Raw genomic sequence first — 19,423 nt, 5'->3', positions numbered from 1 at the left:
GGGAACCTATTCCGGGCGGGGGCGATCCCCTCTCAGCACCTCGCCCAGACGCTGGAACACCTCGGCGCGGGCGGATCCGGACCGCCAGGCGAGAACGATCTGCCGGGGGCAGGCGTCGGGCAGGTCTGTGAGGTGTACCTGACCTTTGGCGGCCACACCCGCCTCTACGGCGAGGTTGGGCAGCAGCGTGATGCCCAGCCCCTCGGACACCATCGCGATCAGCGTCGGCAGGCTGGTCGCCGCAAAGTCATCCTGTTGGTTCGAAATTTTCCCGGGATAGGCCTCCAGCGCGTGGCGTTGCAGACAATGGCCCTTTTCCAGCAGCATCAGATGGCCGGAGGTCAGTAGGGTTTCAGACCCTTTGCCCGGCGTTGCGGGGCTGCCCGGTGGTGTCGCCAGCTGATAGCCATCCTCGAACAGCGGCTCGATGCTCAGTGACCCGGTTTCAAAGGGCAGGGCGATCAGGATCAGGTCCAGCCGCCCGCTGTGTAGTCCGTCGATCAGGCTTTCGGTCAGCTCTTCGCGCAGGAACAGCCGCAGTTTTGGAAAGGTCTTGCGGATGTCCGGCAGGGTCTGCGGGATCAGGTAGGGGCCGATGGTGGGAATGACGCCAAGACGCAGGTCGCCTTCAAACGGGTTGCTGTGCGCCTGCGCCAGCATCCTGATGTCTTCGGCATCCAAAAGCAGCTTGCGGGCGCGCGCGACGACCTCCGCCCCGACCTCAGTCAGCATCACGCTGCGCTTGGTGCGTTCGAACAGGGTCACGCCCAGCTGCAGCTCAAGCTCCTGTATCCCGGCACTCAGCGTTGGCTGGGTCACAAAGCAAATATCGGCCGCGCGGGAAAAGTTCAGCTCGTCCGCAAGTGCGATCAGAAAGCGAAGCTGGCGCAGGGTGAACATTTATAGATCCTTTCTATAACTGATGAGTAGATATTCAATTTCACAAATATATGGCAAGGCCCCATCTTCAGATCATCGAAACGACCTGCTCAGGAGATGACAGATGACCGACCAGATTGCACCCACAGGCCCTCGCCTCAATGAAGCTGCCCCGGCGTTTGATGCGCTGACCACCCATGGTCAGAAAACGCTGGAGGATTATCGTGGGAAATGGCTGATCCTGTTCTCGCACCCGGCGGATTTTACGCCGGTCTGCACCACCGAATTCATTGCCTTTGCCAAGAAGCAGGATGAGTTCGCTGCGTTGAACACCGAACTGCTGGGCCTTTCGATCGACAGCCACTACAGCCACATCGCCTGGATGCTGAACATCAAGGAAAAGTTCGGCGTTGAGATCGGGTTTCCGATCATTGCCGATCTGAACATGGCAGTGGCACAGGCCTATGGCATGATCCAGCCGGGAGCCTCGGACACCGCTGCGGTTCGTGCCACCTTCTTGATCGACCCCGAGGGCGTGCTGCGGGCGATGGTCTATTACCCGATGACCGCGGGCCGGTCCGTGGACGAAATCCACCGCCTGTTGGTGGCGCTGCAAACCGCGGATGAGAATAAATGCGCCATGCCCGAGAACTGGACGCCCGGCGATCCGGTGATCGTGCCGACGCCCGCGACGCCCGGTGCTGCCATGGCTCGTATCGAAGAGGGCTATGACACGGTCGATTGGTACTTCTCGACCCGTAGCCTTTGATCGGCTTCGAACGTGAAATCCAGCCCGGCGGCCAGAACATGCCGCCGGGCTGACCCTTCCGCGCCGAAAATCCCAAGACTTAGGAGACACTCCCATGCAAAACCCTGTTGTGAAAACCTTCTGGGATCAGCCCACCGGAAGCTGGCAGTATGTGTTCCACGATCCGGCGACCATGAAGGGCGCCATTATCGACCCGGTGCTGGACTTCGATCCGCTGTCTGGTGCTACCAGCTCTGCCAATGCTCAGCGCCTGCTGGATTACGTGCAGGCGACGGGTATCGATCTGGTTTGGATCCTCGATACGCATCCCCATGCCGACCACTTTTCCGCCGCGCAGTGGCTGAAGGCCCGGACCGGCGCGCCCACCGCGATCGGGGAAAAGGTCGTGGGGGTGCAGAAGCTGTGGAAGGAAATCTATAACCTGCCTGACGATTTCCCGACCGATGGCAGCCAGTGGGACCACCTGTTTACCGATGGAGAGACCTTTAATGTCGGCGAGGTGCCGGTCCGGGTGATGTTCTCACCGGGGCACACGCTGGCCTCGGTCACCTATGTGGCAGGCGACGCGGCATTTGTGCATGACACGCTGATGATGCCCGATAGCGGAACCTCCCGCGCGGATTTTCCCGGCGGCAGTTCAAAGGCGCTGTTCGACAGCATTCAGGATATCCTTGCGCTGCCCGATGACACCCGGGTCTTTGTCGGCCACGATTACGCCCCCAAAGGGCGCGCCGCGCAATGCGTTGCCACGGTGGCCGAACATAAGGCGACGAATATCCATCTGAAGGACGCCCCCGGCGAAGCGGAGTATCGCAGCCTGCGGGATGCGCGTGATGCCACATTGCCGCTGCCACGGCTGATGCTGGCGGCGCTGCAGGTCAACATTCGCGGCGGGCGCCTGCCCGCGCCCGAAGGGAATGGCCATTCCTACCTGAAACTGCCGCTGGATCAGTTCGAACCTCGCTAAGGTGTTCAGCCGCCCTGGCCCAGTTCCGCGCCGCATTGTGCGGGCGGGGCCGGGTGCATCGCCAGAAGATTGGCAAGACCGCAATTGCCGCGCACCAGGTCCTCCAGCGTCACCATGTCGAGTTCATGGTAGAACGCTCCCAGGGCGCGCTCCAGATAGCTGCGCAGGCGACAGGTCTCGGTCAGCGGGCAGCTGTTGTGCTCGGCATCGAAACACTCGGCAAAGGGAATGTCGGCCTCGAACAGGCGGAACATCGTGCCGATGGAGATCTGGTCGGCCTCGCGCGCCAGGCGAATGCCACCGGTGCGACCGCGTAGGGTGGTCAGGAACCCCTCGGCATGCAGGCGCTGCACCACATGGGCGGCGTGATTGGTCGAACAGTTACACAATTCGGAGATCTCGGCGGTTCGAAGCAGCCGGTCCCCGTTGGTCGCACAGGCCATCAGAATGCGCGCAGCCAGGTTGGTGCGGGTTGTCAGTCTCATCGGCGCTCCCGGTGTTTGGCCCTTGGGTTGGCATATTTGTTACACCGGCCATTCGGATTTTGTCTTGCGCCAGATCAAATCACCATCCCGTTACCTTGGATAAAGTCATATTCAAAATGCGGGTTAATCCGGAGTTCTACGTGGGATTGCAGACTGCCTCTTCCATCCGGGGCGAGGGCCTTGGCACACTGCTGAGCCTTGCCGCATCGCTGACATGGCTGGTCGCTGCCGCGGTGATCGCTTGGTCGCTGGCGGCTTTGCTGACGGATCCTGCGGTGCTGTCACCCGTTCTCATGGCGACGAGTTTCTTCGCGCTGGCCGCGCTGCGGGCTGCGCTGTCCGCCATGTCGGATCGCTGCCTTGCCGAGGCTGCCGATGCGCGGATCGATGTCCTGCGGCAGGAGATCGCGACGGTTGAGGCGCAAAGCACACAGCCCTCTGCCCTTGGCGGGCCGGGCGCGCTGGCTGCGCTGGCCGGGGAGAAACTGGAGGCGCTGCGCCCCTATCTCATGCGCTATCGCCCGGCGCGGATGCGTTCGGCGGTGATGCCGCTGGTGATCCTCGGCATCGCGGTCTGGCACAGCTGGGCGGTGGCGCTGGTCCTGCTGCTGGCCGGGCCTTTGATCCCGGTCTTCATGGCGCTTGTGGGCTGGGCGGCCAAATCGGCCAGCGAACGGCAGATGGTGGAGATTGGTCAGCTCAGCGATCTGCTGGTGGACCGGCTGGCGGCACTGTCGGATCTGCGCCTGATCGGGGCCGGGCCGCAGATGGTCGATGGCTTCGCCCACGCCTCGGAAGACCTGCGGGAGCGGACGATGTCGGTGCTGCGGATCGCCTTCCTGTCCTCCACGGTGCTGGAGCTGTTTTCGGCGCTGGGCGTGGCGATGGTTGCGATCTGGGTCGGCTTTTCACTGCTGGGGGAACTCAGCTGGGGCGCCTGGGGCACGGAACTGTCTCCGGCGGCGGGGATCTACCTTCTGCTGCTGGCGCCCGAATTTTTCCAGCCTCTGCGGGATCTTGCGGCCGCTTGGCATGATCGTGCCGCAGCCGAGGCGGTGCAGGATGAAATCGCCGGATGGCGCGCCGAAGACCGCCCGGTGCGAGTGGGGCAGGGCGGTGATGTCGCTGCTTTGACCCCTCAGCCCGTTCTGCGGTTGTCGGGCGTGGTGCATCGCGGCATTGCCTATCCCGACCTTTCCATCGTCCCCGGAGAGACTGTCGCTCTCACCGGTCCAAGTGGCTGCGGCAAGTCCACCCTTTTGCGACTGCTGGCAGGGCTGGAGCAGCCGGATCAGGGCGCGGTCCTTCTGGATGGGCAACCGCTGGATGACAGCAACGCGGCGGCGTGGCGGGCGTCGCTCGGCTGGATGCCTCAGGCGCCGCATTTCCTCAATCGCAGCCTGCGCTACAACATCGCCTTTGGCGCGCCGCTGGAGCCGGACCTTTTGGAGGCAGCGCAGTTGGAGCAGGTGCTGAAGGCGTTGCCCAAAGGCGATTTGTCCTTGCTCGGGGAACGCGGGGCGGGCCTGTCGGGCGGAGAGGCGCGGCGGGTGACGCTGGCGCGCGCCATGCAGGGCGCACCGGAGCTGATCATCGCGGATGAACCAACCGCGGATCTGGACGCCGCAACCGCAAAGGCCATCACCGATGGGTTGATGCGCTTTGCGCAGACGGGCGGCACGCTGATCATAGCCACGCATGATCCGGCGCTGGCCGGGCGTATGGACCGGCAGATCGCACTTGGTAAGTCGGAGGAGGCGTCATGCGGGATCTGATACACCTGCTCCGGATCATCCTGCGCGCAGAGCGCCGCAGCCTGCTACAGGGGCTTTTTCTGTCTGTGGTGGTGCTGGCCATGGGCGTGGCGCTTCTGGGCTTGTCGGGCTGGTTCATCACCGCAGCGGCGGCTGCGGGCATGGCTGGGATTGGCATCCTGTTCAACGTCTTTGCCCCCTCGGCTATGGTGCGCTTTCTGGCGCTGGGGCGGACCGCCGCCCGCTACGGAGAGCGGGTGCTGACCCATGATGCGACCCTTCGGGCGCTGTCGGCGCTGCGGGTTCGGTTGCTGATGGGGCTGCTGCACAGCCCGCACCGGCATCTGGAACGAATGCGCGCCAATGCTTTCCTCAACCGGGTGACGGCGGATACGGATGCGCTGGATGGGGCGCTGTTGCGGCTGATGCTGCCCGCGCTGGCTGGTTGGGGCGTGATCTTGCTCAGCACGCTGCTGCTGTGGGTGCTGGTGCACCCGGCGCTGGCACTGACGATCGGGGGCGGCTACCTGCTGCTGCCGACGGGGGTGTTCCTGCTGGGGCAGAAACTGGCGACAAAACCAGCGCGGCGGGCTGAGGCTGCGATGCAGGCAGGCCGCAGCCGGTTGATCGACCTGATCGCCGGGCGCGATGATCTGACCGTATATGGTCAGATCGGGGTCGCCACCGATGCGGTCCTTTCTGCCTTTTCGCGGCATGGTGCAGCACGCGCGCGGCTTGATAGGACCGAGCGGCGCGCCGGAGCGTTTCTGGATCTGACTGCTGCGGCAATGACGGCGCTGGCCCTCGGGATGGGCATGGCGCTGGTGCAGCAGGGCAGCATCACGGCTGCTGAGGCGGCGATGGCCATCTTCGCGGCGCTGGCCCTTGGCGAAACGGTAGCGCCGGTGCGGCGCGCGCTGGCCGAGATTGGCCGCATGACGCAGGCCGCGCGGCGTATCCTGCCCTCCGTCGAAACCGAGATCACATCCAGTCAGGCATCTATCCCGGCTCCATCCGGCTCTCTCACCTTCGACGCTGTAGCGCTGAAAAGGGGGCAGGGCGGGATGGTCTTTGCCCCGCTCAGCCTGACGGTCGCACCCGGCGAAACGGTTGTGCTGCAGGGCCCCAGCGGCAGCGGCAAAAGCACCGCCTTGCAGCTGGCGGCAGGCGCGCTGACACCTTCGGCTGGGACAGTGCGTTTCGGCGGTCTCGATCCGGCGCAGCTGCCGCTGGAAACACGCACGCAAAGCATCGCCCTGGTGCCGCAGCGCCACGCTCTGATCGCGGGCAGCGTGGCCGAGAACCTGCGGCTTGCTGCGCCGAACGCCCCGGACGCCGAGCTGTGGCAGGCGCTGGAGGCGACCCAGCTGTCGCATACCCTGCGGCAGCGCGAGGGGCTGGACACCCGGCTTGGCTTTCGCGGGGCGGGCCTGTCCGGCGGCGAGGCACGGCGGCTGGTTCTGGCCCGGGCGATTCTGCGCAGGCCGCGCCTTCTGCTGCTGGATGAGCCGACCGAAGGGCTGGACGCCGCAACCGCGCGCGTCGTGATGACCGGTCTGCGCAGCGCCTGCCCCGATGCGGCTTTTCTGATCGCGGGGCACCGCAGCGCAGAAACGGAAGGCGCTGACCGCTGTGTCGAGGTTATTCGCAATTAAATCTGCATCTAAGATTGGAAATTTGATCTGCGTCAAAGTTATATTGTAAATATAGAATATGAGGTTTGAAAATCCGTATCTTTGATGCGGAAAACCTATGGAAAGGATTCGCATCATGGAGATCGGACTGGTCGAGCTGTCGCGCCTGCAGTTTGCGATGACGGCCATGTATCACTTTCTCTTCGTGCCGCTGACGCTGGGTCTGTCGATCCTCGTGGCGATCATGGAGACTGTCTACGTCATGACAAACCGCCCCATCTGGCGACAGATGACCAAGTTCTGGGGCACCCTGTTCGGCATCAACTTTGTCCTTGGCGTCGCCACCGGCATCACCATGGAATTCCAGTTCGGTATGAACTGGAGCTACTACAGCCACTACGTGGGTGACATCTTCGGTGCGCCGCTGGCGATTGAGGGGCTGATGGCCTTCTTCATGGAGGCGACCTTTGTCGGGTTGTTCTTCTTTGGCTGGGACAAGCTGTCGAAGGTACAGCACATGGTGGTGGCCTGGCTGGTCGCCATCGGGTCGAACTTTTCGGCGCTGTGGATCCTGATCGCCAATGGCTGGATGCAGAATCCGGTCGGCGCAGAGTTCAACCCTGACACCATGCGGATGGAGATGACCTCTTTCTTTGATGTGGTGTTCAACGAAGTGGCGCAGGCCAAATTCGTGCATACCGTCAGCGCGGGCTATGTCACCGCCGCAGTCTTTGTTCTGGGGGTTTCGGCGCTCTATCTGATCCAGAACCGGCACAAGGATCTGGCGCGGCGGTCGATCGCGGTGGCCTCGTCCTTTGGTCTGGCGGCGGCACTGTCGGTGGTCGTACTGGGCGATGAATCCGGTTATTCCGCCAGTCACACCCAGAAAATGAAACTCGCCGCGATCGAGGCGATGTGGGAAACCGAACCGGCGCCTGCGCCCTTTACCCTGTTCGGCCTGCCTGACAAGGAAGCCCGCGAGACCCATTACGCGGTGCATATCCCTTGGGCGATGGGTCTGATTGGCACCCGCAGCCTGACCAAGGAAATCCCCGGCATCAACGATCTGGTGGCTGAGGCCGAAGACCGTATCCGCCATGGTGTCATCGCCTATGACGCGCTGATGACCATCCGCGAAAACCGCGGCAATATCCCGGCCGAGGCGTGGTTCATCTTTGAGCAGAACTCAGACAATCTGGGGTTTGCCTACCTGCTGAAACGCTATGTGGACGATCCGCGTGACGCCACCGAAGAGCAGATCGCCATGGCGGCCGAGGATACCATTCCGGGCGTCGGGCCGCTGTTCTGGGCCTTCCGCCTGATGGTCGCGCTGGGCTTCAGCTTTATCGGCGTGATGGCTTTCTTCTTCTACCGGGCGTCTTTCTGCAACATGCGCTTCCCGCGCTGGTCGCTTTATGCCGCTGTTGCCATCATTCCGACCCCGTGGATCGCGGCCGAGCTTGGCTGGTTCGTGGCCGAGTTCGGGCGCCAGCCCTGGACGGTGGATGGTGTGTTGCCGACGGCCCTGTCGGCCTCGCATCTGAGCGTTGCGGATCTGCTGATCACCCTCGCTGGTTTCGTCATCTTCTACACGATCCTCTTCGTAATCGAAGTCAGCTTGATGGTGAAATACATCCGCAAAGGTCCGTTTCAGGACGTTGCCGAGACCGAAGCCTGGCAGGACCAGCACGAAGCGCGCCTGCGCGGTGCGGGCCGTGATGCTGCCGCCCCTGCAACCTCTGCGGAGTAAGACTTATGATCCTTCATGAACTGATCGATTTTGACACGCTGCGGATCATCTGGTGGGCGCTTCTGGGCGTGCTGCTGATCGGATTTGCCCTGACCGACGGGTTCGACATGGGCGTTGGCGCACTGTTGCCCTTTGTCGCCAAGACGGATGTGGAACGCCGCGTGGTGATCAACACCGTTGGGCCGGTCTGGGAAGGGAACCAGGTGTGGTTCATCCTCGGCGGCGGCGCGATCTTTGCTGCATGGCCGCCACTTTATGCGGTGTCCTTCTCGGGCTTTTATCTCGCGATGTTTGTGGTGCTCGCGGCCCTCATCGTGCGTCCGGTTGCGTTCAAGTATCGCTCCAAACGCGACAGCACCACATGGCGCACGCGCTGGGATTGGGCGCTGTTTGCCGGAGGCGCGGTTCCGGCGCTGCTGTTCGGCGTGGCGGTGGGCAATGTGCTGCTTGGCGTGCCCTTCTTCCTGACTGCGGACTTGATGCCGATGTACGAAGGCAGCTTCTACGGCAAGTTTCTGGGTCTCTTGCATCCCTTTGCGGTGCTGGCCGGTGTGGTGTCCTTTTCGATGCTGCTGATGCATGGCGCGGCCTGGCTGACGCTCAAGACCGAAGGCGTGATCGCTGAACGCGCCCGCCGCATCGGCACCGTGGCCGGAATGGTGGCTGCAGGGGGCTATGTGCTTGCCGGATTGTGGCTGGCGGTTGGCATCGACGGGTTTGCGCTGGTGAACGATGTGGTGGCGAACGGCCCGTCCAATCCGCTGTATTCGCAGGTAACCCGAGAAGGCAGCTGGCTTGCGGCCTATGTCGCGCGGCCCTGGATCGTGGTTGCGCCACTGATGGGCTTTGCCGGGATCGCCATGGCGATACGCGGGCTGAAGGCGGGGCACGAGGTCTCGACGCTTCTGTGGTCAAAGATGGCGATCACCGGGATTGTCGCGTCGGTCGGTCTGACCATGTTCCCGTTCATCCTGCCTTCGACCGTGGACCCGAACAGCTCGCTGACCGTCTGGGATGCCTCAAGCTCGCATCAGACCCTGTTCATCATGCTGGTGGTCACCGCGATCTTCATGCCGCTGATCCTGGCCTACACCGCGTGGGTCTACAAAGTACTCTGGGGCAAGGTCACCGAGGCAGACGTCACCGAAAACGCCGACACGCTATACTGAAGGAGTTGATATCATGTGGTATTTTGCCTGGCTTCTTGGCCTGCCCCTCGCTGCTCTCTTTGCCGTCCTGAACGCCATGTGGCTGGAGCTGCGCACCGATGCCTGCCTCGCGGAAGAGGGGGAGTGCCCGGTGGGAGAGCATAAGCGCTGAGCCTGCGTCCACACGCAAAGCAAGCTGGATCCGGCCTTGCCGGTTCCGGACCTGATCCCAACCTTCTGCGGAGACCTGTGATGACCGCTGATCCCAAGACCCCCGAAACCCCAGCCGATCCTGCGGCTGCGGAGCCGAGGCTCCAGCACTTTCCGGTGCCCTTTTTCGCCGCCGTCATGGGGCTGTCGGGGCTGACGCTTGCGCTGCATGCGGCGGGGATGCAAGCCGCCAGCCGCACGGCACTGGTCGCGACGGTTCTGGTCTTTGCCGTGCTGGCAGCGGTCTACGCGCTGAAGGCTATGCGCTATCCGCAGGCGATTCTGGCCGAATGGCGGCATCCGGTGAAACTGGCATTCTTTCCCGCTGTTTCAATTTCCCTGTTGCTGATCGCCACCGCCCTGCAGCCTGTGTCACAGGATTTGGCGCGGCTGGTTTGGCTGATCGGCGCGCTGGGGCAGGGTATCCTGACGCTGGCGGTGCTGTCGAACTGGATCGGGCACCGGGCCTTTCAGACCATCCATATCTCGCCTGCCTGGTTCATCCCGGCAGTGGGCAACGTGGTCGCGCCGGTGGCGGGTGTGCAGCTGGGATTTCCGGAAACCTCCTGGGTGTTCTTCTCGGCGGGGCTGGTGTTCTGGATCGTGCTGCTGGTGCTGGTGATGAACCGGCTGGTGTTCCACGATCCGCTGCCCGGACGCATGGTGCCGACCCTGGCCATCCTGATCGCCCCGCCCGCGGTTGGTTTCCTTGCCTGGTTGCAACTGAATGGCGACGTGATCGATGCCTTTGCGCGGATCCTTTACGGCGCGGCGCTGGTCTTTACGGCGCTGGCCGCGACCCAGGTGGCCAAGCTGCGCGGCCTGCCCTTTGCCCTGTCCTGGTGGGCGCTCAGCTTTCCGGTTGCGGCGCTGACAATCGCGACGCTGCGCTTTGGAATCCTGATCTCCAGCCCGCTGCATACCTTGGCCGGAAACGTCGGTGTCGGCGTTCTGTGCCTCATCGTCGGTGGGCTGGTCTACCGCACGGTCCGCGCCGTTCTGCGCGGGGAAATCTGTCAACCTGAGTGATCCCGGAAAGGACTTCAGACATGAAAAAACTTGCAATTGCAGCGATCAGCGCCCTTGGCCTTTGCACGCCTGCTGTGGCGCAGGACAAGCCCGAGACGCTGGTGACGATCCTGACCGCGCCCGAGCCCCAGACCCAGCTGATGGCGATGGTTCTGGCCATGCAGGCTGCCAAACAGGGCGTCGCGCAGCATGTGCTGCTCTGTGGCCCGGCCGGGGATCTTGCGCTGAAAGACGCGCCGGATGCGGCCACCGCCCCGCAGCCGCCCAAAGGCATGAGCCCGCAGGGCCTGATGCAGAAAATCGCCGCGATGCCCGGCGCCAAGGTCGAGGTCTGCGCGATCTACCTGCCGGGACGCGGCGCCGACCGATCGGTCCTGCTGGATGGCGTGACTGTTGCCAAACCCCCGGCGATGGCCAGCGCCATGATCGCCCCGGGCGCGCGGATCGCCAGTTACTGACCAGCGCCCGGTCTGCGCGCGGACCCGGCGCGCAGGCCCACAGTTCCCTTTCGGAGGAGAGATGATGACGAAATCCATAACGAACCCCACCCGCCGCCAGCTCTTTGGCCTTGCGGCATCGGCGGGCGTGGCGGCGGCGCTTGGGGCGCAGGCCAGCGCCAGCACGCCGGTCCCCACAAAGGCACGGATCGTCATCATCGGCGCGGGCGCCGGTGGTACGGCGCTGGCCAACCGGCTGGTGCGCCGCCTTGAGGGCGCCGAGATCACTCTTCTGGATCCGCGCGTGGAGCACCTGTACCAGCCCGGCCTGACACTGGTTGCCGCCGGTTTGAAGCCTGCGGATTACGTGCTTAGTCAGACCGGCGACTGGCTGCCGGACGGCGTGTCCCTGATCCCGGAAAAAGCCGCCGCGATCGACCCGAAGGCCAAGACCGTCGCCACCGAGAGCGGTCAGTCGCTGGCCTATGACTTCCTGGTTGTGGCCCCGGGGCTGGTTCTGGATCACGACGCCATCGAAGGCTTCTCGCTCGATACGGTCGGGCAAAACGGCATTGGCGCGCTTTATGCCGGGCCGGAATACGCGGCACGCACCTGGCAGGCCGCCTCGAAGTTTACTGAGGAGGGCGGCGTTGGCCTGTTCACCCGCCCCGAAACCGAGATGAAATGCGCGGGCGCGCCGCTGAAGCACACTTTCCTGATTGATGATATCGCCAAACGGGCGGGCAACGGCGGCAAGATCGACGTGCAATACGCAGCGCCGCAGAGCTCTTTGTTCGGGGTGCCCATCGTTGCCGAGAAGGTGCGCATGTTGTTTGGGGACCGTGGCATCACCAGCCATATGCGGCACCAGTTGCAAGGCATCGACGCCGACCGGCGCCGGGCACGCTTTTCGACCCCGGATGGTTCGGTCGAACTGGACTACGACTATATCCATGTCATCCCGCCGCAACGCGCGCCTGAGGTTGTCCGCCAGTCCGGTCTGAGCTGGGCTGACAAATGGACTGATCAGGGCTGGGTCGAATGCGACATGGCGAGCCTGCGCCACCTGCGCTATCCCGAGATCTGGGCGCTGGGTGATGTGGCGGGCGTTCCCAAGGGCAAGACCGCCGCCAGCGTGAAATGGCAGGTGCCAGTGGTCGAGGACGGGCTTGTCGCGGCCATCACCGGCATTGACCCCACCGAGACCTACAATGGCTACACCTCCTGCCCGATGATCACCCAGATCGGCCGGGCCATGCTGGTGGAGTTTGATTACAACGACAATCTTGTGCCGTCCTTCCCCGGGATCATCGCCCCGCTTGAGGAGCTGTGGATCAGCTGGCTGATGAAGGAAGTGGCGTTGAAGGCCACCTATAACGCCATGCTGCGTGGCCGGGCCTGAGGAGGAAGAGGCGATGAAAGACCTGACAGTTGGAACCCTGATTGCGGTGTTCGAAGAGATTTTTGGTCGCGGCCTGTTCTGGGCTATGGTCGGCTTGGCGGCCGTTGTGACGCTGGGATACGTTTACGTGTTGATCCGGGATCGCAAGATCAGCTGGCACAAGTTCCTGCTGGCGCAGTTGTCGATGCCGGTGGGGGCGGTGCTTGCGGTGTGGTTCGTGCTGGTGATGACGCATTCCGAGTTGGCCAATATCGGCGGGCCGGTCGATCTGATCGTGCTTCTGGGGGTTGCTGCGGGCGGGGCCGTTGGTGCTGCGATCCTCGTCTACACGGTGCAGTCACTGCTCTGGCCCCCGGCCGCAGAGCGCAGATAGCCTTCCTCTCTGGCGCCGGGTGTCTCAGCGTTTGCGGTAATTCTCGCGATACCAGACATAAAGCCCGGCGCCGGCGATCATGACACTGCCGAAGATGGTCCAGAAATCCGGGACTTCGGAAAAGAACACAAAGCCCCACACCGCAGCAAAGGCCAGCCCGGAATAGGAAAACGGCGCCAGCATTGCCGCTTCGCCTTTGGAAAACGCCTGAATGAGGGCCAGTTGCCCGATGGTCCCGGCCAGCGAGATGATGATCATCAGGCCGATCCCGAACAGATCCGGGGATTGCCATTGAAAGGGCACCGCAAGGCTCAGCAGAACGGTGCCGACCAGCCCGGTGTAAAACAGCGACGTCCAGACGTCTTCATCGGCGCCGACCCGGCGCGTCAGCAGGGCATAGCCGGAATAGCAGCACGCGGCCGCTAGCGGATAAAGCGCGGCAGGGCTGAACACATCGCTGCCGGGGCGAATGACGATCATCGCGCCGATCATGGCCACCGCGATCCCGGCGATGCGCCGCACACCCAAAGCCTCGCCCAGGAACAGCGCCGCGCCAAGGGTGATCAGCACAGGATTGGTGGACATCAGCGCCGCAGCATCCGTCAGGGGGATCTTGCTCAGGCCGGTGAAAAAGAAGGCCGTCGCGCTCATTAGCAGCACAGAGCGCAGGAATTGCAGAGCTGGATACTGGGTGCGCACCACCTGTTTCAGCCGGGGCAGAACGATCACCAGCACCAGCAGCATCTGCCCCGCATAGCGCGCCCAGAGCGCTGGAAGAACGCCAACGCTGGGCGCCAGTGCCTTGACTGTGGCATCCATCACCGAAAAACAGAAGATCGCGCTGATCATCAGCAAAATGGCGCGGCTTTGCAGGCTCATTGGGTGGTCCCCGTGTAAAACCCCGTCGCGTCACCGTGGCGCTGCGGCATGGACCATGCGAACCGATTGTTTTTCAGCAATATTTCAGCGCCTTCTAAGACGGGTAAGGATAGAAATGCATTTCGGAAAGCAAGGCCGGAAAGGCAAATCCAAGCGGCGCCAACGCCGCTTGTGTGCTCATATAGGATGATCAGCCCCGACAATGCAAAGCCGGAGTGCGCAGATCAGTTCGCCGTCAGGCGCATACCGGCAAGTGCACTCCGGGACCGGCCGTTCGCTGCAAGCGCGGTCTACAGAAGATCGTCGAAGGCGACGGTCTGGTCTGCAAAGACCAGAAGATCGATATCGATCAGCATATCACGTCCTTCGTAATATCCATCCCGGCCGCCATTGGCGGCATCCGTCACCGCCAGCCAAGTGACGTCCTGCCCCCGGTTTGACTCAAAGTAGGTTCCGCTTTCGAAACTGAAGTCGGAGAAGTTGCCGTCGAACATCGCCCGGTCCTTGTTGTCCGAACCGGCGTCATTCCAGACACTGCCATAAATGGTGTCATCGCCAAGGCCGCCGTACAGCCGGTCATTGCCTTCTTCGCCAAAAAGGGTGTCATGGCCATCACCGCCGTGCAGCACGTCCTGACCGTCCGATCCCTGCAGCTTGTCATCGCCCGCCTGACCCAAAAGGGTGTCGCGCCCATCGCCGCCGTACAGAGTGTCATCGCCGCGCCCGCCCAGAATGAGATCGTCGTTGCCCATGCCGATCAACCGGTCGTTGCCGCCTTTGCCGTTCAGCACATCGGCGCCGTCACCGCCGCGCATCTCATCATCGCTGCGCGAGCCGATCTGGATATCCGCCGTACGCACCGTCAGCCCATCAAAGGCGGCAAATCCGGTTCCTCCGGTCAGCTCTGTCTCGGTGCTGCCGCGGCTGACCACGACGCTGCCGGACTCGCCCCGGCCAAAGTCAAACCGGTCGATGCTGCCGTCGAAATAAGTGTAGTCCGCGCGCTGAGCGTTACCGAACAGTTCTTGCGCCGTCAGGGCCTCGTCATAGATCGCAAGATTTTCAATCGTTCCGTCAAAGTAGCTGTTGAGGTTGTCGGTCTCGCCAGCTGTGTTGCTCCAGCCCGATGCCCCGGCAATCAGGGCTTCGGTGTTCTGGCTCCAGTCTATGCGGACCTCCGGATCATAGGCGATGCGTGCACCGTTCAGGTAGACTTCAAGACCGTCCGCGCCAAAGCTGAGGTTGAAATCATATTCCTCACCGACGGTGATCGCGTTGCTGGCGATAAGGTAATGCGATTCCGTCTCGTCCTGAAGTCGCACGACCAACTCGCCGGTTGCGTCTATATAGACGGAGAGATGCCCGCCCTGACCGTAGTCCGATGCATCCTTGGAGATCAGTGTCTGGTAGCTCGACAAGCTGTTTGCGGAAAAACGGAAGGCGATGGTGCCGCGGGACAAGGCGAGACTGTCCGTGTGGTCGAATACATAGGCCGACCGGTCCGCGGCGGAAAACGCGTGGCTGCCCGCCACGGCGAATACCGCTGATGCATCCGTTTCATATCCAAGGTCCGCGGCATCTGGCAGCTGGGATCCGGGCGCGCGGATCGGGCCGCTGTCGGTGCCGGGGTCCAGCGGGGCCAGGGCCTCTTCCAGATCGTCGATGGATTTGACGATTCCATAGGCCGGAGCGGCTGTGTGCTCGATATCGGAGCGTTTCACCAGATCGCCGTAGACGGTAATGGTGCCCAGCCGGTCGTCATTATGGGCGCCGCCGTTGTTGCCCTGATCCGAGTAGAGCGCGATCACCGAATGGTCCATCACCCCGTTGCTATCAGCATCGCCATAGGTGATCGAGGCGATCTGAGTGGTATGCCCTTCGATCACCAGCCTGTCGCCCTCGGCGCGGCTGAAATCCTGCACCACATCGTTGCCGAGGATATCGACCCAGTGGTCGTGCAGCTTGTCGTTTTCGCCTGCAACGCCGTGCCAGTTGATGGTGCCATCTTCGCGGGTGTGCTTTTCGATATAGCGTTCCTTGGCGTTGATCAGCGTCTGGAAGTAGAAGATGTCGGCGCCGCGCCCGCCGATCAGCAGGTCATCGGCCGGGATTGGCTGGTCGGGATAGAGCTTGCCATCGGTCAGCTCGTTCAACGGATCGCCTTCGTCGCGGTCGGGGTCGTAGAAGATGGCGCCCTCGCGCCCGTCGGCGCGGCTGATCAGCAGGTCGTTGCCCCCGCCGCCCTTCAGCGTGTCCTCGCCGTGGCCGCCATCCAGCACGTCATGGCCGCCGCCGCCCAATAGGCGATCATTGCCATAGCCGCCCTGCAGCACATCGGCGCCGCCCTTGCCCTTGACCCGGTCGTTGCCGCCACCGCCGTTGATGCCATCATCGCCGCCGGTGCCGACGGCGCGGTTGTCGCCGCCATTGCGGCTGATCATGTTGAGATGGCTCTCCATGTGACCATGGGCGCTGACGCCGTAATCCGCCAGAATATCGAGGAAGGTGTCGCTGGCGCCGTGCAACTGGCCAAAGACCGGCGCCAGATCCGCCATCGCGGCCTGCATCTGCGCGCCCATGGCCAGCTCGGCTCCGGCGGCTTCGGCCAGCGCCAACTGGCTGTCTGCACCCAGCTGGCGGTCAAAGATCATGACATCGCCGATGGTGCCCTTGAACAGGGAATGGGCGTCGTCGTCCTGCCCCTCGCGCCAGGCCCGGCTGCCGCCGACCACCAGCGAATGATCGTTCAGTTTCAGACCTTGCTTGAACTCCGGTTCTGCCGCGACCAGCGCGCCATTGAGCCAGATCATCAGCCCATCGCTGCCAAAGCTGACCGAGATGTGGTATTTGGTCTGAGCCGACAGAACGAGATCAGGCACCTTCAGGTATTCGGTGTCGGCCCCGTCCGACTGGCTGAGCAGCAGGGTGCCATCCTTGACCCAGAGGGTGAAATCGCCTTTCCCGTCGCCCTTGCCATCCTTGGAGATCAGCGCCATTTCCCCTGGCAGCCGGTCCAGTGAAAAACTGAGCGAAACCGTCGCCGCGCGTAAGGAAAGGCTGTCCAGATGGCCCGCGTTGAGGTAATCGCCCTCTTCACCGTTCAAGACATGGGTCCCGGGCATGGAAAGTACTGGCATGCGGGTTTCGGATAGGGGGAGCCCGGCGGCATCGGGAAGCTGGGACCCGGGCGCACGGATCGGGCCGCTGTTGGTGCCGGGGTCCAGCGGGGCTAGGGCCTCTTCCAGATCGTCGATGGATTTGACGATGCCATAGGCCGGGGCCGCCGTGTGCTCAATATCAGAGCGTTTTACCAGATCGCCGTAGACGGTGATGGTGCCCAGCCGGTCGTCATTATGGGCGCCGCCGTTGTTGCCCTGATCCGAGTAGAGCGCGATCACCGAATGGTCCATCACCCCGTTGCCATCAGCATCGCCATAGGTGATCGAGGCGATCTGGGTGGTGTGCCCTTCGATCACCAGCCTGTCACCCTCGGCGCGGCTGAAATCCTGCACCACGTCGTTGCCTAGGATATCGACCCAATGGTCGTGCAGCTTGTCGTTTTCGCCCGCAACGCCGTGCCAGTTGATGGTGCCGTCGTCGCGGGTGTGCTTTTCGATATAGCGTTCCTTGGCGTTGATCAGCGTCTGGAAATAGAAGATGTCGGCGCCGCGCCCGCCGATCAGAAGATCATCGGCCGGGATTGGCTGGTCGGGATAGAGCTTGCCATCGGTCAGCTCGTTCAGCGGATCGCCCTCGTCGCGGTCGGGGTCATAATAGATGGCGCCTTCGCGCCCGTCAGCGCGGCTGATCAGCAGATCGTTGCCTCCGCCGCCTTTCAGCGTGTCCTCGCCGTGGCCGCCATCCAGCACGTCATGCCCGCCGCTGCCCAAAAGGCGGTCATTGCCATAGCCGCCCTGCAGCACATCGGCGCCGCCCTTGCCCTTGACCCGGTCGTTGCCACCACCGCCGTTGATGCCATCGGCGCCGCCGGTGCCTGCAACGCGGTTGTCGCCGCCATTGCGGCTGATCATGTTGAGGTGGCTCTCCATGTGACCATGGGCGCTGACGCCGTAATCCGCCAGAATATCGAGGAAGGTGTCGCTGGCGCCGTGCAGTTGGCCAAAGACCGGCGCCAGATCCGCCATCGCGGCCTGCATCTGCGCGCCCATGGCCAACTCGGCTCCGGCGGCTTCGACCAGCGCCAACTGGCTGTCTGCACCCAGCTGGCGGTCAAAGATCATGACATCGCCGATAGTGCCCTTGAACAGGGAATGGGCGTCGTCGTCCTGCCCCTCGCGCCAGGCCCGGCTGCCGCCGACCACCAGCGAATGATCGTTCAGTTGCAGGCCCTGCTTGAACTCCGGTTCTGCCGCGACCAGCGCGCCATTGAGCCAGATCATCATCCCATCGCTGCCAAAGCTGACGGAGATGTGGTATTTGGTCTGCGCCGACAGGACGAGATCGGGCACCTTCAGGTATTCGGTCTCGGCCCCGTCCGACTGGCTGAGCTGCAGGGTGCCATCCTTGACCCAGAGGGTGAAATCACCTTTCCCGTCGCCTTTGCCATCCTTGGAGATCAGCGCCATTTCCCCCGGCAGCCGGTCCAGAGAAAAACTGAGCGAAACCGTCGCCGCGCGGGATTCATAGGCATCGGAATGGCGGATGTTCAGGATATCTTCCTGCGCGCCGGAATAAATGCGGTCGGCTTCTCTCGTGAAAACCGGAGTCGGGGTATTCGCGACCATGCTCAGGGTCCTCTTTTTGCTTTAGCCTATGTTCTGTGGTTGCTGTTGGGGAGAAGTTTATCGGGCAATGTCGCGCCAAAGGTGGCGGCAAAGTGGCGTTGGGCCATTGCGTCCGGGATCGGCGAAAACATGCAACAAGGGGCTAAACCCCTGAAACCATGCCGCGCATGGGCAAGAGTGCCATTAACCAATTAGCGATTGCGGCGGAAATGTGGCGAAAACGTGTTGCGCGCAGCGTAAATGCGTCAGCGTGAAGCCCGTGGTTCAGCCTTTGCAGGAGCGATTGTGGCGCGGTCTATTGCGGCGCGCGGCTTTTGTCGTTCAGCACGGGGACCTCGGCCAACCAGTCGAAATAGGGGGACTGGCAGGTTTTCTGCCAAAGCTGCTCCAGCGCCGAGATCGGATCGTTGTCGTGCTGGTCGATGCGCAGATCCAGTGGCGGGCGCTCCGGCTCCAGCACCAGCAGGGCTGCGGACTTTAGCCCGCGGCTGTCGCCGCCTGCGTCTTTTGCGGCGGTCAGCACCCGTAGCATGCGTTCGGCGGGCGAGAGGGCTTCTGCTTGCGCCGCTGTCTTCATCGCTTCCAGAACCTCGGGACCGGTCAGCATATTGCCGGCGATGACAAGACCCAGCTCCGCGATATGGCTGGCATAGGGAACGCTTTGATCGCCGGTGAAGCCCTGTGTGCGCCCTTGCCGGTCCAGCGCGGTGAGCTGCCGGTGCCCACGCCCCGGATCGGCGCTGGTGACACGGGTGACTGCGGTTTCGGCGTCCTCGCCCTGATACATGGCCCGCAGCACGTCATCGCGCCAGAAGCTGCTGGGCGCCGTGCCTTGAGACGCCACAAGACCCGATTCGATATCCCCCCGCAGCACCCAGCCGCCCACGCAAAGGCTGCCAGTGGCGGCCGCCGCAGCGAAAACGCCTGTTTTGCGGTCGTATGTCAAAATCGAGAAGGTCATT

The 19,423-nt window shown here is 63.0% G+C and carries 16 protein-coding genes; 11 read left to right on the top strand and 5 right to left on the bottom strand.

Annotated elements, in window-relative coordinates; genetic code table 11:
- Nucleotides 1-6: 6 nt before the first annotated feature.
- Nucleotides 7-900 carry a hydrogen peroxide-inducible genes activator gene (locus tag SM764_RS02250; RefSeq protein ID WP_369000909.1) on the bottom strand — a complete coding sequence of 298 codons (894 nt, stop codon included), beginning with the start codon at nucleotides 898-900 and terminating at the stop codon, nucleotides 7-9.
- A gap of 103 nt (nucleotides 901-1,003) precedes the next feature.
- Here SM764_RS02250 and SM764_RS02245 point away from each other — a divergent pair, with 103 nt between their 5' ends.
- The gene (locus SM764_RS02245; RefSeq protein WP_369000908.1) at nucleotides 1,004-1,648 is read left to right on the top strand and encodes a peroxiredoxin; all 645 of its coding nucleotides are present in this window, start codon (nucleotides 1,004-1,006) and stop codon (nucleotides 1,646-1,648) included.
- Nucleotides 1,649-1,742: 94 nt separating this feature from the next.
- The gene (locus SM764_RS02240) at nucleotides 1,743-2,615 is read left to right on the top strand and encodes an MBL fold metallo-hydrolase (protein ID WP_369000907.1); all 873 of its coding nucleotides are present in this window, start codon (nucleotides 1,743-1,745) and stop codon (nucleotides 2,613-2,615) included.
- Between the two features lie 5 nt (nucleotides 2,616-2,620).
- On the opposite strand, the gene SM764_RS02235 is transcribed toward SM764_RS02240, so the two are convergent.
- Complete coding sequence (locus tag SM764_RS02235) at nucleotides 2,621-3,100, bottom strand: RrF2 family transcriptional regulator (RefSeq protein WP_369000906.1); 480 nt, start codon at nucleotides 3,098-3,100, stop codon at nucleotides 2,621-2,623.
- Nucleotides 3,101-3,240: 140 nt separating this feature from the next.
- Here SM764_RS02235 and cydD point away from each other — a divergent pair, with 140 nt between their 5' ends.
- The 9 genes from cydD to SM764_RS02190 all read left to right on the top strand — a co-directional run bounded on the left by cydD (nucleotide 3,241) and on the right by SM764_RS02190 (nucleotide 12,837).
- Complete coding sequence (gene cydD, locus SM764_RS02230) at nucleotides 3,241-4,875, top strand: thiol reductant ABC exporter subunit CydD (RefSeq protein ID WP_369000905.1); 1,635 nt, start codon at nucleotides 3,241-3,243, stop codon at nucleotides 4,873-4,875.
- A complete protein-coding gene (locus tag SM764_RS02225) occupies nucleotides 4,863-6,509 on the top strand; it encodes an amino acid ABC transporter ATP-binding/permease protein (RefSeq protein WP_369000904.1) in 1,647 nt (548 codons plus the stop codon). Before cydD ends, SM764_RS02225 begins: the two co-directional genes overlap by 13 nt.
- A 115-nt stretch (nucleotides 6,510-6,624) precedes the next feature.
- Nucleotides 6,625-8,238 (top strand): cytochrome ubiquinol oxidase subunit I, encoded by a 1,614-nt coding sequence (locus SM764_RS02220; RefSeq protein WP_369000903.1) that lies wholly within the window; start codon nucleotides 6,625-6,627, stop codon nucleotides 8,236-8,238.
- A gap of 5 nt (nucleotides 8,239-8,243) precedes the next feature.
- Nucleotides 8,244-9,407 (top strand): cytochrome d ubiquinol oxidase subunit II, encoded by a 1,164-nt coding sequence (gene cydB / locus SM764_RS02215; RefSeq protein WP_369000902.1) that lies wholly within the window; start codon nucleotides 8,244-8,246, stop codon nucleotides 9,405-9,407.
- A 13-nt stretch (nucleotides 9,408-9,420) separates the two neighbouring features.
- On the top strand, nucleotides 9,421-9,558 hold the full coding sequence (gene cydX / locus SM764_RS02210) for a cytochrome bd-I oxidase subunit CydX (RefSeq protein WP_274827525.1): 138 nt from the start codon (nucleotides 9,421-9,423) through the stop codon (nucleotides 9,556-9,558).
- Nucleotides 9,559-9,638: 80 nt separating this feature from the next.
- A complete protein-coding gene (locus tag SM764_RS02205; protein WP_369000901.1) occupies nucleotides 9,639-10,625 on the top strand; it encodes an SLAC1 anion channel family protein in 987 nt (328 codons plus the stop codon).
- Nucleotides 10,626-10,645: 20 nt separating this feature from the next.
- Nucleotides 10,646-11,083: a DsrE family protein gene (locus SM764_RS02200; RefSeq protein WP_369000900.1), complete on the top strand. Its 438-nt coding sequence runs from the start codon at nucleotides 10,646-10,648 to the stop codon at nucleotides 11,081-11,083.
- A 64-nt stretch (nucleotides 11,084-11,147) separates the two neighbouring features.
- Complete coding sequence (locus tag SM764_RS02195) at nucleotides 11,148-12,464, top strand: NAD(P)/FAD-dependent oxidoreductase (protein ID WP_369000899.1); 1,317 nt, start codon at nucleotides 11,148-11,150, stop codon at nucleotides 12,462-12,464.
- Between the two features lie 13 nt (nucleotides 12,465-12,477).
- Nucleotides 12,478-12,837: a DUF5368 domain-containing protein gene (locus SM764_RS02190; protein ID WP_274827529.1), complete on the top strand. Its 360-nt coding sequence runs from the start codon at nucleotides 12,478-12,480 to the stop codon at nucleotides 12,835-12,837.
- A 24-nt stretch (nucleotides 12,838-12,861) separates the two neighbouring features.
- Here the strand turns inward: SM764_RS02190 and SM764_RS02185 are convergent, their stop codons facing one another.
- The 3 genes from SM764_RS02185 to SM764_RS02175 form a co-directional block, all read right to left on the bottom strand.
- Nucleotides 12,862-13,716, bottom strand: a complete 855-nt coding sequence (locus SM764_RS02185; protein ID WP_369000898.1) for a DMT family transporter — start codon at nucleotides 13,714-13,716, stop codon at nucleotides 12,862-12,864.
- Nucleotides 13,717-14,006: 290 nt separating this feature from the next.
- Complete coding sequence (locus tag SM764_RS02180) at nucleotides 14,007-18,461, bottom strand: LamG-like jellyroll fold domain-containing protein (protein ID WP_369000897.1); 4,455 nt, start codon at nucleotides 18,459-18,461, stop codon at nucleotides 14,007-14,009.
- A 295-nt stretch (nucleotides 18,462-18,756) separates the two neighbouring features.
- Nucleotides 18,757-19,422 (bottom strand): DUF1028 domain-containing protein, encoded by a 666-nt coding sequence (locus tag SM764_RS02175; protein WP_368947334.1) that lies wholly within the window; start codon nucleotides 19,420-19,422, stop codon nucleotides 18,757-18,759.
- Nucleotide 19,423: the final 1 nt, after the last annotated feature.

Origin of the sequence: Pseudophaeobacter sp. 1A16562 (assembly GCF_041008785.1) — a bacterium.
GTDB lineage: Bacteria > Pseudomonadota > Alphaproteobacteria > Rhodobacterales > Rhodobacteraceae > Phycobacter > Phycobacter gallaeciensis_A.
Note: the sequence above shows the minus strand (reverse complement) of the source record. Positions and strands in the feature narration are given on the sequence as shown.